Consider the following 12,999-nt stretch of genomic DNA (forward strand, 5'->3'; position numbering starts at 1 on the left):
GCTCGCTACGCTTTTCGCACCATCAATCCGCGTCGCGCGCTTCTTCTCGTCATGAAGGTGGTGCCGTGTCGGCTATTGCAGCGATAGGCAGACGCATCGCGCGCGAAGAGACGCGACGGCCTAAAATCGGCGGTGTGCTGCAACAACGAACACTCCGGTCGATCAGCCACGCCGTCGGCGTGGGGCTGCACAGCGGGCAACGGGTCGAACTGACCCTGCGGCCGGCGCCGCCGGACACGGGCATCGTGTTTCGTCGGGTGGACCTGCCCGAGCCGGTCGAGATCCCGATGGAGGCGGAGTTCGTCACCGACACCCGCCTGGCCTCGACCGTGTCCAACGGCAACGCCAAGGTGCAGACGGTCGAGCACATCATGTCCGCCTGCGCCGGACTGGGGCTGGACAACCTCTACATCGACATCACGGCCGACGAGGTTCCGATTCTCGACGGGTCGGCCTCGTCGTTCGTCTTCCTGCTGCAGAGCGCGGGCATCGCGCTGCAGAATGCGCCGCGCCGCTTCATCCGGGTCACCAAGCCGGTCGAGGTGCGCGAAGGCGAGGGCGTCGAGCTCAAGTGGGCGCGGCTGGAGCCTTATCACGGCTTCAAGCTGGCGTTCGAGATCGACTTCGCGCACAAGGTGGTCAACTCCACCGGCCAGCGTGTCGAATTCGACCTGGGGCGCGGCTCGTACAGCCGCGACATCGCCCGGGCACGCACCTTCGGCTTCACCAAGGAGGTCGAGTACATGCGTTCCAAGGGGCTGGCGCTGGGCGGCGGGCTGGACAATGCCATCGTGATGGACGACACCAAGGTGCTCAACGCCGACGGCCTTCGCTACGACGACGAGTTCGTCAAGCACAAGATCCTGGACGCCATGGGCGACCTGTACATCATCGGCAAGCCCCTGCTGGCTGCGTACACGGCGTTCCGCTCGGGCCATGCGCTCAACAACAAGCTCCTGCGCCAGCTGCTGGCCCGGCCAGACGCGTACGAGGTCGTGACCTTCGACCGCGAGGCAGACGCGCCGGCCGGCTTCGCCGAGGTGGCCCGGGCCTGGTAGGCCCGCAGGCCGATCCCGACAGGCGCGACCCCGGATGCTCGTCTTTCGCTGGGCCATCATCCTGCTGCTGCTGGTGGCGGGCGTCTCGTTCGCCTTCTATGCCGGCACCGGCCAACCCAGATACCGCCGTTTCGGCTGGATCGTTCTCAAGTGGACCTTGCTCGCGGCGCTGGGCTTCTTTGCCGTGCTGATCGCCGAGCGCGGGTTCTGACGGTCGGCGGCCACGCTTCGCGCCGTCAGCGCGTGCGGCCCTGCCGGTAGGCGCTCCCCGCGCCGCGTCTTGCCGCATCGCCCAGGCGCGCGAGCGATTGCCCTGCGTGGGCATGGGTGATCGCGATCCCCAGCGCATCCGCCGCATCCGGGCCCGGTAGCCCGGGCAGCTTGAGCAGCCGCTTGACCATTTCCTGTACCTGCGCCTTGGCGGCGCTGCCATGGCCGGCCACCGCCTGCTTCATCTGCAGCGCGGTGTATTCGGCCACTTCCAGCTGCTGGGTGACCAGCGCCGTCAGACAGGCGCCGCGCGCCTGGCCCAGCATGAGCGTCGACTGCGGGTTGACGTTCACGAACACGATCTCGACCGCGGCCGCGTCCGGCTGGTAGCGCGTGACGATCTCGCCGATGCCCTCGAACAGCACCTTCAGCCGCTGCGCCAGCGGCTGGCCGACCATGTTCCGCGTGGTGATCGTGCCGCTGGCCACGTAGTGCAGCGTGTGGCCCTGGGCGTCCACCACGCCGAAGCCGGTGGTCTGAAGGCCGGGGTCGATGCCGAGAATGCGTATGGGTTCAGACACCGAAGTACCAGCGGACCGAGTGGAAGAAGATGGGCGCCGCGAAGCACAGCGCGTCGATGCGGTCGAGCAGCCCGTTGGCGCCGGTCACGCCCACGCCGCGCTTGCCCCAGGTGGGAATGCCGCGGTCCCGCTTGAGCGCCTTCATCACCAGGTGCCCCATGGAGCCGGCCACGCAGGCGATGAGTGCCATTGCCATCGACTGGCCGATCTTGAAAGGCGTGATGAAGCAGAACAGGCCGCCCAGCAGCACGGCCGGCACCAGTCCGATGGCCCAGGTCGCCCAGTTGAAGCTGCGGCTGACCTGTGGCGCGAAGGGCGGACGCTCGGCGCGCCGCGCAAGCAGGTGCTGCACCAGCATGCACGTCTGCACCACGCTGACCAGGAAGAACACGAGGAAGGCGCTCTTGCCTTCATAGCCGGGGAAATCCAGCAGCAGCAGCGCCGGTACGTGGCTCAGGCCGTAGACGCAGACCATGATGCCCCACTGAAGCTTGGCGTTGCGCTCCAGGAACTGGTGCGGGTCGTTGGCCAGGGCGCTCGTCACCGGAATCGCCAGGAACGCATAGACCGGAATGAACACCGTGAACAGGTCGAAACGCGCCGTGCCGACCAGCACGTACTGCAGCGGCAGCACGACGAAGAACGCCAGGATGAGGCTGCGGTGGTCACCGCGCCGAGTCGGCGAGAGCGTGATGAATTCCCGAAGGGCAAAGAACGACAGCAGGCCGAACAGCACCGTCGCCACCGTTTCGCCCAGCGCCCAGCCAATCCAGAACACCACCACCATGACCCAGCTGGTGCCGAGCAACGCGCTGGCGTGCTGGAGTTCCTGCTGCCAGCGCTCGCCATGCGCCGGATGGCGCCGCTCGCGCATGGACAGCAGCAGCACGGTCACGCTCGCGACGGCCAGGATGCCGAAGACGAACAGGAAAAGCATCGCCACCTGCCAGGTGGGGCTGAGCTGGCGCAGGAAATTGATCATGTCGGCCGGCCGCTCATACGTCCCGCAGGGCCATCACCGCGGCACGGGCGCGGTCGAGAAATGGGCGACGCTCCTCGCCCGGCTCTAGCCGCACAGGCGCGCCGAACGTGACCGAGCACAGGATCGGCACCGGCACCACCTCTCCCTTGGGCATGACCCGCTGGACATTGTCGATCCAGGCGGGCACCAGCACCACGTCGGGGAACAGCATGGCCAGCGAGTACAGGCCCGACTTGAACTTCTGCGGCTCGCCGGTGTGGCCGCGCGTGCCCTCGGGAAAGATGATGAGCGAGTCGCCGCTGCGCAGCGCCTCGATCAGCGGCAGCAACGGCTCCATTGCCGCGGCGCTGCCGGGCTCGGCCGGCTGCGCGGTACTGCCGCCGCGTTCGACGTAGATGGCGTTGAACACCTCGGTGGTGATCCATCGCTTGAGCGGCGTGTTGGCCCAATAGTCGCGCGCGGCGATCGGGCGGGTGATCGCGCGCAACTCCTGGGGCAGCGCCGCCCAGATCATGACCAGGTCCAGGTGGCTCTGGTGGTTGGCGAAGTAGATGCGTTGCTCGGCCTTTGGCGGGCAGCCCCACCAGCGGGCCTGCGCGCCGGTGAGCAGCCGCACCAGCGCGAGCAGCAACCCACTGATCAATTTGGCGAGCATGCCGCCGATGATACGAAGCTGCGCCGATTCGGCCTCACGGAATGTCCGCCGACGGCATGCGCGCCACGATGGTCGCGGTGCGGCTGGCCAGGTAGCCCGAGCCCTGGCGCTTCTCGTAGAACTTGGGGCTCGGCAGCATCACGGCCAGCCTGGCCGCCTCGCTGGCGCCCAGGCGGGCGGCGCTCTTGCCGAAATAGTGCTGCGCGGCCGCTTCGGCGCCGAAGACGCCTTCGCCCCATTCCACACTGTTGAGGTAGATCTCCAGGATGCGGCGCTTGTCCAGCAGCAACTCGAGCATGGCGGTCAGCACCAGTTCCTGGCCCTTGCGCAGCAGCGTGCGTTCACTCGACAGGAACAGGTTCTTGGCCAGTTGCTGCGTGATGGTGGAGCCGCCGCGCAATTGCGCCGGCCGCGCCGTCTTGCCCCGGCGCGCGGCCTGCGCGGCACGCCGGGCAGCCTGCGCCGCGGCCTGCTCGTTGCGCTCATGGGCGCGCTCGATGGCTTCCCATTCGACGCCGTGGTGCGTCATGAAGCCTCCGTCCTCGCTGGCCACCACCGCACGCTTGAGGTTGCTCGCGATCCGGGCGTCGGGCACCCATTGCTGCGACCATGCCTTGTCCCCGTTGTGGCGTCCGTGCAAGGCAAGCTGCCAGGCCTCGGAGCGCTGAAAGGCGGTGGACTGCGGGTCGACCGCGGCCATCGCGGCGATGCGGACCACGAAGAACAGTTGAAGACTCAGGCCCGCAAGCAGCAGGCAGCCGATCCAGCGCAGCAGCGATTGCATTCCGGTCGGGCCGCGCTCAGCCGACGATGGCGCGCAATTCGGCCAGGACCTGGGCCGCGGGTGGTCGCACGCCGCGCCAGATCTCGAACGCCTCGGCCGCCTGTTCGACCAGCATGCCCAGCCCATCGCGCGGTGTCGCCCCGTGACGGGCAGCCCAGGCGAGGAAGCCGGCAGCGGCCGGGCCGTACATCATGTCGATGGCCAGCGCGCCGGGCTTGAGCACGTCGGCGCTCACCGGCACCGCATCGCCGGCCAGGCTGGAAGCCGTGGCATTGACCAGAACGTCGAATTGGCCGGACAGGTCGTCCAGCGCGCGCGCCTCGACCTCGGCATGGTGCGGCAGGGCTGCGGCGGCATGCCGCTGCACCAGGGCGATCGCCTTGCCCAGCGTGCGGTTGGCCACGACCACCCGGCGCGCGCCCGATGCGAGCAGCGGCCCCAGCACGCCGGCCGCGGCGCCGCCCGCGCCCAGCAGCAGGACGTCGCGGCCCGCCAGCGACAGGCCGGCGTTGCGCGTGATGTCGTTCACGAGCCCGACGCCGTCGGTGTTGTCGCCGTGGACGCCGTCTTCGCGGAACGACAGGCAGTTGACGGCCTGCGCGAGCGCGGCGCGGTCGCTCAAGTGCTCCGCAGCGGCCGCGGCGTCGAACTTGAACGGAACGGTGACGTTGCAGCCGCGCGCCTGGCCTTGCGTACTGGTGCGGAACTGCGCCAGCGCCTGTGCGAAGCCGTCCACAGGCGCTTGGCGCCGCCCGTACTCCAGCGCCTGTCCGGTCAGCTCGGCGAAGCGGGCATGGATCCATGGCGAGCGGCTGTGCTCGACCGGGTTCCCCATCACGCAATAGAGGTCCATGCGCACGATTCCTTTCTATCGCGTCGATGTGACCTGCGCCTCGAGCGTCTGGTCACGGGTGAACTTGAAGCGCGAGGGCAGCACGATCTGGTCCGTGGTCTTGCGCATGTCCGGGGTGAAGTTGCCGAAGTTGCCGGCGCTGCGCACGATCGCCTGGGCACGCCGGTCCAGCTGGGCGTCGCCGGAGGTCTCGACCACCTCGGTGCCCAGGAGGGTCCCGTCGAAATTGACGGTGACCAGCATCGTCAGCTCGCCGTAGAGCTTCTTGCCGTTGAGGGTGGGAAAGTTCTCCGTGCCGCGCGCCTCGATGCGCCGGCGCAGGGTGTCGACGTAGACCGCGTAGGCCGCTTCGCGCGTGGCCGGGCTCACGTAGCGCTTGCGCGGCCTGGCGTTCTCCTCGTTCACGCGGCGCTCGATCTCCGCCAGCAGGTCCAGCAGCTGCTTGCGCTTTTCCTCCTGGGCCGTGTTCTCGTTGGGCGCGCCGGGGCTGCGCGGATCCGGCAGCGGCATGGCGGCCAGCTGCTGCTTGATCTGCGCCAGCAACAGCATCTGCTGGGCCTGCATGGCTTCGATCTGTCGCTGGGCGTCTTCGATCGAATCGCCCACCGCGGTGAACGCCGAAGGCGGCAGCGGGCTGGTGGCGCGGCCCTTGTCCAGATCGCCGCCGCCGGCCAGCGAGGCCTGGGCAATGGCCTTGGCCTGTTGCGGCGCGTCGTTGCTCCTGGCATTGACCAGGATCACCTCCAGGGCGGTGTCCTCGAACACGCGGTTGAAGGCCTCGGGATCCACGAAGCGCACCGCCAGCAGCGCGGCATGCGCCAGCAACGAGATGCCCAGGGCGATCTGCAAGGTACTGAGGTGGCGCAGCTTCATCATCGTCGGGTTGGCGCAGGAGTGCGGGCGGCAGCGGATTAGCGGGTGGCGGCCGGCGCGGCGGCGTCGGCAGGCGCCGTGTCGCCGGCGCCCTCTTCGTCGACGTCCACTGCAATGGCGAGCGGGCCGGCGACGTCTTCCTCGTCATCGTCGGTGCTTTCGTCCGTGTCGGCCGGCGCGTCCAGGCGCTCGATCACGGCGGCATGCACGTCCAGCGAGATCTCGTCGACCGATTCCAGCCGGGCGCGCACGCGCGCACCGCGCGCAAGGCCCTGCGTGCCGGTCAGGCTGAAGACCAGCGGCAGCGTCTCGGCGCGCGCGAGCGCGCCGTTGGGCAGGTCCTTGATGATCGTGGCCTCGATCTCGGTAATGCCTTCCTGCGCCAGGTAGCGCAGCGTCCAGAAGCGCTCCATGGCGGCCTGGTAGCCGTTGTAGGTGCTGTAGGCGGAATCGAAGGCGGAAAGAACGGAAAACAGCGCGGCATCCTTGGGCTTGAACGGCGCGGCCAGCGCGGCCGTCTTGCCATGGCGCGCGGCCGCGATGATCTGCCACTGGTTGACCAGGTCGGTATAGCGGCGCAGCGGCGACGTGCTCCAGGCATAGCTCTTGACGCCCAGCCCGGCGTGCGGCAGCGACTTGGTGCCCATGCGCACCTTGATGCCCGGCGCCAGGCTTGCCTGGCTGCGGTACAGGCCGGGTACGCCGAGTTCGCCGAGCCAGCTGCCCCAGCTGCTGTTGGCCAGGATCATCGCCTCGGAGACGATCAGGTCCAGCGGCGCGCCGCGCTGGCGCGTGCCGATGTGCACGCGCTCGCTGCCGTCGGGCTCGCCGTCGTTGCCTTCCAGGCGGAAGGTGTAGTCGGGCCGGTTGAAGCTTTCCGGTTTGCCGCGTGCGACCTCGCGTTGCGCCTTCAGGTGCTGCGCCAGTCGCCACAGGAACGACAACTGCGGGCGCAGGCCGGCGGCCGGCTCGGGCACCGGTTGCGCCGGCTGCACGGCGGCATCTTCCAGCCAGTCACGGGTGATGAAGGCGTCGAGCTTGTCGTGCCGCAGGTTGGCGCTGATCGGCACACGCTCCAGGCGGGTCTCGGTGCCCAGCAGTTCCAGGCTGCCCTCGTCGAAGCGGGCATAGAGCGACACGGCGGGACAGTCGCGGCCTTCTTCCAGGGTATAGGCGGCCACGACCTCGTCGGGCAGCATGGTGATCTTGTGCCCCGGCATGTAGACCGTCGACAGGCGCGTGCGCGCGACCTGGTCGATCGGCCCGCCGGGCGCCAGCGCCAGGCCCGGCGCCGCGATGTGGATGCCCAGGGTCACGCTGCCGCTGCCCAGGCCTTGCACCGAGAGCGCGTCGTCGATCTCGGTGGTGTGCGAGTCGTCGATCGAGAAGGCCGGCACCTCGGCCAGCGGCAGTTCGTCGGCAATGGCCGGCGCCTGTAGCGCCGGAAAGTCGGTGCCCTTGGGGAAATTCTCGAACAGGAACCGCTTCCAGTGGAACTGGTAGGGCGAGTCGATGGCCCCGGCCGCTTCCAGCAGCGCCAGTGGGGCGCGGTGGGTGGCGCGGGCGGCCTCGACCACGGCCTTGTACTCGGGCGCGTTCTTGTCCGGCTTGAACAGGATGCGGTAGAGCTGCTCGCGCACGGGCGCCGGACAGCGGCCGGCGGCCAGCTCGGCCGCCCATTCGTCGATCTGCGCCTGGATCGCCTTCTTCTTCTCGATGGCGGCCAGCGCCTGCTGCAGGATCTCGGCAGGCGCACGCTTGAACCGGCCCTTGCCGGCGCGGCGGAAGTAGTGCGGCGCGTCGTACAAGGCGAGCAGGGCGGCGGCCTGCTGGGTGGGCGCGGGACTGGCGTCGAAATAGTCGGCGGCAAGCTCGGCAAAGCCGAACTCGCCCTCGGGAGCGAACTCCCACGCCAGGTCCAGGTCGACCGTGGCGGCCAGAGCCCGGGCATCGTCCAGCAGTTGGGCGGGCGCGGGTTTCTCGAAGCGCAGCACAAGGTTGGCTGCCTTCACCTTGACCCGCTTGCCGGAATCGAGCTCCACCTGGGACGAAGCCTCGGCCTCCGACATGACGCGGCCGGCGAGGAACTTGCCGGCATCTTCAAACAAAACGAACATCCGGCGATTGTCCCTCAGGCGCGGGCCCCCGCCCTCCGGATTTCAGCCCAGTTGCAGGAACCCGACCACCGTCGCCAGGTGCGCGGTCTCGAAATCGGACAAGGCATGGTCGCCGCCGTCGAGCAGACAGACCGGACTTCCGGGGTAGCGTGCGGTCATCTCGCGCCAGTCCAGCACCTCGTCGCCCTTGGCGATGATTGCCATGCAGCGCTCCGGATGCTGCAGCGGGCCAGCCTGGAGGACGCGCAGCTCGTCGATGTACTCGGACCGGAAATAGAAGTGGTCCTGCGGCGAATGCCAAAGGGTCTGGTCGCCGATGTAGCGCGCCAGGTCCCGCTCCGGGTGAACCGCCGGATTGAGCAGGACGGCACGGCAGCCTGTCGCCGCCGCGACGTGGGTGGCGTAGAAGCCGCCCAGCGACGAGCCGACCACGGCCATGTTCGCGTGCGGCCAGTCCTCGATGCCGGCGCGGACGGTTTCCATCGCCTCGCGCGGCGAGGGCGGCAGCTGCGGCGCCCACCAGCGCACCGCGGGATGCTGCCGTGCCACGTACCGTGCCATGACCTGCGCCTTGGCCGATTGGGGCGAAGATCGGAAACCGTGCAGATACAGGAGGTGGGTGGTTGCCATGCCGCATGCTAGCGCCGCGCGCGAGCGGCGCGGGATAATCGCGCGCCCATGGCCGCCGTTTTCAATCAGCCTCCCCTGTCGCGTCGCATCCTGCCCATCTTCCAGGGCTACGACGCTTTTCTTATCCTGGCGGTGCTGCTGCTGTGCGCGGCCGGCCTGGTGACCATGTATTCGTCCGGCTACGACCACGGCACCCGCTTCGTGGACCATGCCCGCAACATGGCGCTGGCGGCCGGGATCATGTTCGTGGTGGCGCAGGTGCCGCCGCAGCGCATCATGCATTTCGCCGTGCCGCTGTATCTGCTGGGGGTCGGGCTGCTGGTGGCGGTGGCGATGTTCGGCCTGACCAAGAAGGGGGCGACGCGCTGGCTCAACGTCGGCGTGGTGATCCAGCCCAGCGAGATTCTCAAGATCGCCATGCCGCTCATGCTGGCCTGGTGGTTCCAGCGGCGCGAGGGGCAGGTCCGTGCCACGGACTTCCTGGTCGCGGCGCTGCTGCTCGTGGCGCCGGTCGGGCTGATCATGAAGCAGCCCGACCTGGGCACGGCGCTGCTGGTGCTGGCGGCCGGCCTGGCGGTGATCTTCTTTGCCGGCTTTCCCTGGAAGCTGATCGTGCCGCCGGTGGTCATCGGGGCCGTCGCCGTCGTGCTGATCATCATGTACGAGCCGACCCTTTGCGCCGACGGTTTCGACTGGCGCATCCTGCATGACTACCAGAAGCAGCGCGTGTGCACCCTGCTCGATCCGAGCAAGGACCCGCTGGGCAAAGGCTTCCACATCATCCAGGGCATGATCGCCATCGGCTCCGGCGGTGTCGACGGCAAGGGCTTCATGCAGGGCACCCAGACGCACCTGGAGTTCATCCCGGAGCGCACGACCGACTTCATCTTCGCCGCCTACTCGGAAGAGTTCGGCCTGATGGGCAACCTGTTTCTCATCTTTTCGTTCCTGTTCCTGATCTTTCGCGGGCTGCTCATCGCAGTGGACGCGCCGACGCTGTTCTCCCGGCTCATGGCCGGCGCGGTGACGATGATCTTCTTCACCTATGCCTTCGTGAACATGGGCATGGTCAGCGGCATCCTCCCGGTGGTGGGCGTGCCGCTGCCGTTCATCAGCTACGGGGGCACCGCCATGGTCACCCTCGGCCTCGGCCTGGGCATCCTGATGTCCATTTCACGCGCCCGCAAGCTCGCCCTCAAGAACGCCGAAGGCATGGAAATCGGCTGACGCCGCCCCAGCCGGCCCGCGGTGCGGCCCCCTCCTCGGGAGGTGGCGAATTACACGCAGCGAAGCGTAGTGAAAAGCCGGGAGGCTCGTTGCACGCGGAACCGGCTTTGCCGGGCCGCAGTGCAGCCCCCTCCTCGGGAGGTGGCGAATTACACGCAGCGAAGCGTAGTGAAAAGCCGGGAGGCTCATAATCCCTCGATGATCTCGCGCGAACCCACTCTCGAACGCCTGGCCACCGCCCAACAACTCCTGCTGGCGCCCTTCGGCCTGGACGAATCCCACCTCACGCGTGCCCTGTCGGAGATCGCCGCGCACCGCGTCGACGATGCCGACCTCTACTTCCAGTACACCCGCAGCGAAGGCTGGAGCCTCGAAGAGGGGATCGTCAAGACCGGCAGCTTCAGCATCGACCAGGGCGTTGGCGTGCGCGCCGTAAGCGGCGAGAAGACGGCGTTCGCCTATTCGGACGACATTTCCGACCTGTCCCTGCTGGACGCGGCGCGGACGGTGCGCGCCATCTCGTCGGCCGGCCGTTCGGCACGGGTCAAGACGCCGGCGCGCCGGGTGGCGCCCAGCCGGGCACTCTACGGCGGCATCGACCCGATCGCCACGCTCGACAGCACCGCCAAGGTGCAGTTGCTGGAAAGGGCCGAACGCCTGGCGCGTTCGCGCGATCCGCGCATCGTGCAGGTCATGGCAGGCCTGGCCGCCGAGTACGACGTGGTGCTGGTCGCGCGCCTGGACGGCACGCTGGCGGCCGACGTGCGGCCGCTGGTGCGCCTGTCGATCACCGTGATCGCCGAGCAGAACGGGCGGCGCGAGGTCGGTTCCGGCGGCGGCGGCGGCCGCTTCGGGCTGGCCTACTTCAGCGACGAGCAGGTCGCGACCTATGTCGACCAGGCCGTCAGCACGGCGCTGGTCAACCTCGAGTCGCGCCCCGCGCCGGCTGGCGAGATGACTGTCGTGCTCGGCCCGGGCTGGCCCGGCATCCTGCTGCACGAGGCCGTCGGCCATGGACTCGAGGGCGACTTCAACCGCAAGGGCTCGAGCGCGTTCGCCGGCCGGATCGGCCAGCGCGTGGCGGCCAAGGGAGTCACCGTGCTGGACGACGGCACGCTCGCCGACCGCCGCGGCTCGCTCAACATCGACGACGAGGGCCACGCCAGCCAGCGCAACGTGCTGATCGAGGACGGCATCCTCAAGGGCTACATCCAGGATTCGCTCAATGCCCGCCTGATGAAGGTCAGGCCGACCGGCAACGGCCGGCGCGAGAGCTACGCCCATGTGCCGATGCCGCGCATGACCAATACCTACATGCTGGGCGGCGACAAGGATCCCAAGGAGATCGTCGCCAGCATCGACCGCGGCCTGTATGCCACCAACTTCGGCGGTGGACAGGTCGACATCACCAGCGGCAAGTTCGTGTTCTCCGCCAGCGAGGCCTACTGGGTGGAAAAGGGCAAGATCCTCTATCCGGTCAAGGGCGCGACGATCGTCGGCAATGGTCCGGATGCGCTCAAGCGGGTCGGCCTCATCGGCAACGACATGGCGCTCGACTCGGGCGTGGGCACCTGCGGCAAGGAAGGCCAGAGCGTGCCCGTGGGCGTGGGCCAGCCGACGCTGCGCATCGACGGGCTGACCGTCGGCGGCACGGCGTGAGCGTGCATCGGATTTTTGCCGCATCGACATCGGCTGTGCTAGAGTTGCGCCCTATGTCCGCCATCCGCGCCTTTTACTTTGCGTACTTTTGGTTCCCGGTTTCCGGCGGACGAGGGTTGCGCGCCTAAAGGCAAGCAGACAAAGCAAGAATCCTCAAAAAACCGCCGGTGCCTCAAGCCCGGCGGTTTTTTTTCGTCCCTGCCAGATCAACGACCACCCTTCGAAGGAAGAAGAACGATGAGCACGAACACCGCCTCCGCCAGCGACACCTGGTATGCGCGCGTCGAGAAAACCAGCAAGACCGACGACGAACGCATCAAGGACATCAACGTGCTGCCCCCTCCCGAACACCTGATCCGCTTCTTCCCCATCCGGGGAACGCCGGTGGAATCGCTGATCAGCCATACCCGCAAGTCGATCCACCGCATCATGGCCGGCAAGGACGACCGGCTGCTGGTGGTGATGGGGCCGTGCTCGATCCACGATCCGGTGGCCGCTCTGGATTACGCCCGGCGCCTCAAGGCGATGCGCGATCGCCATGCGGACACGCTGGAAGTGGTCATGCGGGTGTACTTCGAGAAGCCGCGCACGACGGTCGGCTGGAAGGGACTGATCAACGACCCGTACCTGGACGAGAGCTACCGCATCGACGAGGGGCTGCGCATGGCGCGGCAACTGCTCATCGAGATCAACCGGATGGGCCTGCCGGCCGGCAGCGAGTTCCTGGACGTGATTTCGCCGCAGTACATCGGCGACCTGATCGCCTGGGGCGCGATCGGCGCGCGCACCACCGAAAGCCAGGTGCACCGCGAATTGGCCTCGGGCCTGTCGGCGCCGATCGGATTCAAGAACGGCACCGACGGCAACATCCGGATCGCCACCGACGCGATCCAGGCGGCGGCGCGCGGCCATCACTTCCTCTCGGTGCACAAGAACGGACAGGTGGCGATCGTGCAGACCCAGGGCAACCCTGACTGCCACGTGATCCTGCGCGGCGGCAAGGCGCCCAACTACGACGGCGAAAGCGTGGCCCTGGCCTGCAAGGACCTGGTTGCCGCCAAGCTGCACCCCACCCTCATGGTCGATTGCAGCCACGCCAACAGCTCGAAGCAGCACCAGAAGCAGATCGAGGTGGTGGCGGACGTGGCCGGGCAGATCGCCCGCGGCGGCAGGAGCGTCTTCGGCGTCATGGTCGAGAGCCACCTGGTGGCCGGCGCGCAGAAGTTCACCCCGGGCAAGAACAAGGTCGAGGCGCTGGAATACGGGCAGAGCATCACCGACGCATGCATCGGCTGGGACGACTCGGTGCAGGTGCTCGACACGCTGGCGCAGGCAGTCAAGCAGCGCCGCGGCTGACCGCCACCGCGGCG

At 68.2% G+C, this 12,999-nt stretch carries 13 protein-coding genes; 5 read left to right on the plus strand and 8 right to left on the minus strand.

The annotated features are described in order from the left end of the window. Positions 1-134: 134 nt before the first annotated feature. Both lpxC and VES41_RS02550 read left to right on the plus strand, forming a co-directional pair. Positions 135-1,058 carry a UDP-3-O-acyl-N-acetylglucosamine deacetylase gene (lpxC, locus tag VES41_RS02545; RefSeq protein ID WP_324812580.1) on the plus strand — a complete coding sequence of 308 codons (924 nt, stop codon included), beginning with the start codon at positions 135-137 and terminating at the stop codon, positions 1,056-1,058. 34 nt (positions 1,059-1,092) lie between these two features. Continuing rightward, positions 1,093-1,269, plus strand: a complete 177-nt coding sequence (locus VES41_RS02550; protein ID WP_324812582.1) for a hypothetical protein — start codon at positions 1,093-1,095, stop codon at positions 1,267-1,269. A 25-nt stretch (positions 1,270-1,294) separates the two neighbouring features. On the opposite strand, the gene ruvC is transcribed toward VES41_RS02550, so the two are convergent. The 8 genes from ruvC to VES41_RS02590 are packed head-to-tail and all read right to left on the minus strand — an operon-like array spanning position 1,295 to position 8,743. After that, positions 1,295-1,837: a crossover junction endodeoxyribonuclease RuvC gene (gene ruvC / locus VES41_RS02555; protein ID WP_324813093.1), complete on the minus strand. Its 543-nt coding sequence runs from the start codon at positions 1,835-1,837 to the stop codon at positions 1,295-1,297. A 4-nt stretch (positions 1,838-1,841) separates the two neighbouring features. Beyond that, entirely contained in the window at positions 1,842-2,831 is a 990-nt protein-coding gene (locus VES41_RS02560; RefSeq protein ID WP_324812584.1) for a phosphatidate cytidylyltransferase, read from the minus strand. Between the two features lie 13 nt (positions 2,832-2,844). After that, the gene (locus VES41_RS02565) at positions 2,845-3,486 is read right to left on the minus strand and encodes a lysophospholipid acyltransferase family protein (RefSeq protein ID WP_324812587.1); all 642 of its coding nucleotides are present in this window, start codon (positions 3,484-3,486) and stop codon (positions 2,845-2,847) included. A gap of 34 nt (positions 3,487-3,520) precedes the next feature. After that, complete coding sequence (locus tag VES41_RS02570) at positions 3,521-4,270, minus strand: transglycosylase domain-containing protein (protein WP_324812590.1); 750 nt, start codon at positions 4,268-4,270, stop codon at positions 3,521-3,523. 16 nt (positions 4,271-4,286) lie between these two features. Continuing rightward, a complete protein-coding gene (gene aroE, locus VES41_RS02575; RefSeq protein WP_324812593.1) occupies positions 4,287-5,123 on the minus strand; it encodes a shikimate dehydrogenase in 837 nt (278 codons plus the stop codon). A gap of 15 nt (positions 5,124-5,138) precedes the next feature. Next, positions 5,139-5,996 (minus strand): energy transducer TonB, encoded by an 858-nt coding sequence (locus tag VES41_RS02580; protein ID WP_324813095.1) that lies wholly within the window; start codon positions 5,994-5,996, stop codon positions 5,139-5,141. Between the two features lie 38 nt (positions 5,997-6,034). Next, positions 6,035-8,113 carry a ribonuclease catalytic domain-containing protein gene (locus tag VES41_RS02585; protein ID WP_324812595.1) on the minus strand — a complete coding sequence of 693 codons (2,079 nt, stop codon included), beginning with the start codon at positions 8,111-8,113 and terminating at the stop codon, positions 6,035-6,037. 42 nt (positions 8,114-8,155) lie between these two features. After that, positions 8,156-8,743 carry a YqiA/YcfP family alpha/beta fold hydrolase gene (locus VES41_RS02590; RefSeq protein WP_324812598.1) on the minus strand — a complete coding sequence of 196 codons (588 nt, stop codon included), beginning with the start codon at positions 8,741-8,743 and terminating at the stop codon, positions 8,156-8,158. A 48-nt stretch (positions 8,744-8,791) separates the two neighbouring features. On the opposite strand from VES41_RS02590, the gene rodA reads away from it, so the two are divergent. The 3 genes from rodA (at position 8,792) to VES41_RS02605 (ending at position 12,985) form a co-directional block, all read left to right on the plus strand. Further along, on the plus strand, positions 8,792-9,970 hold the full coding sequence (rodA, locus tag VES41_RS02595; RefSeq protein ID WP_324812601.1) for a rod shape-determining protein RodA: 1,179 nt from the start codon (positions 8,792-8,794) through the stop codon (positions 9,968-9,970). A 198-nt stretch (positions 9,971-10,168) separates the two neighbouring features. Next, positions 10,169-11,629, plus strand: a complete 1,461-nt coding sequence (tldD, locus tag VES41_RS02600) for a metalloprotease TldD (RefSeq protein WP_324812604.1) — start codon at positions 10,169-10,171, stop codon at positions 11,627-11,629. A 237-nt stretch (positions 11,630-11,866) separates the two neighbouring features. Beyond that, positions 11,867-12,985, plus strand: coding sequence for a 3-deoxy-7-phosphoheptulonate synthase (locus VES41_RS02605; protein WP_324812607.1), 1,119 nt, complete (start codon positions 11,867-11,869; stop codon positions 12,983-12,985). Positions 12,986-12,999 lie beyond the last annotated feature (14 nt).

The organism is Variovorax sp. (assembly GCF_035634955.1).
GTDB lineage: Bacteria > Pseudomonadota > Gammaproteobacteria > Burkholderiales > Burkholderiaceae_C > Variovorax.

Excerpts from the sequence above, each read along its gene's own strand:
- VES41_RS02550 (WP_324812582.1), top strand. The coding sequence starts at position 1,093 with ATGCTCGTCTTTCGCTGGGCCATCATCCTGCTGCTGCTGGTGGCGGGC.
- rodA (WP_324812601.1), top strand. The coding sequence starts at position 8,792 with ATGGCCGCCGTTTTCAATCAGCCTCCCCTGTCGCGTCGCATCCTGCCC.
- VES41_RS02590 (WP_324812598.1), bottom strand. The coding sequence starts at position 8,743 with ATGGCAACCACCCACCTCCTGTATCTGCACGGTTTCCGATCTTCGCCC.
- VES41_RS02570 (WP_324812590.1), bottom strand. The coding sequence starts at position 4,270 with ATGCAATCGCTGCTGCGCTGGATCGGCTGCCTGCTGCTTGCGGGCCTG.
- VES41_RS02580 (WP_324813095.1), bottom strand. The coding sequence starts at position 5,996 with ATGAAGCTGCGCCACCTCAGTACCTTGCAGATCGCCCTGGGCATCTCG.
- tldD (WP_324812604.1), top strand. The coding sequence starts at position 10,169 with ATGATCTCGCGCGAACCCACTCTCGAACGCCTGGCCACCGCCCAACAA.
- VES41_RS02605 (WP_324812607.1), top strand. The coding sequence starts at position 11,867 with ATGAGCACGAACACCGCCTCCGCCAGCGACACCTGGTATGCGCGCGTC.
- aroE (WP_324812593.1), bottom strand. The coding sequence starts at position 5,123 with ATGGACCTCTATTGCGTGATGGGGAACCCGGTCGAGCACAGCCGCTCG.
- VES41_RS02585 (WP_324812595.1), bottom strand. The coding sequence starts at position 8,113 with ATGTTCGTTTTGTTTGAAGATGCCGGCAAGTTCCTCGCCGGCCGCGTC.
- VES41_RS02560 (WP_324812584.1), bottom strand. The coding sequence starts at position 2,831 with ATGATCAATTTCCTGCGCCAGCTCAGCCCCACCTGGCAGGTGGCGATG.
- VES41_RS02565 (WP_324812587.1), bottom strand. The coding sequence starts at position 3,486 with ATGCTCGCCAAATTGATCAGTGGGTTGCTGCTCGCGCTGGTGCGGCTG.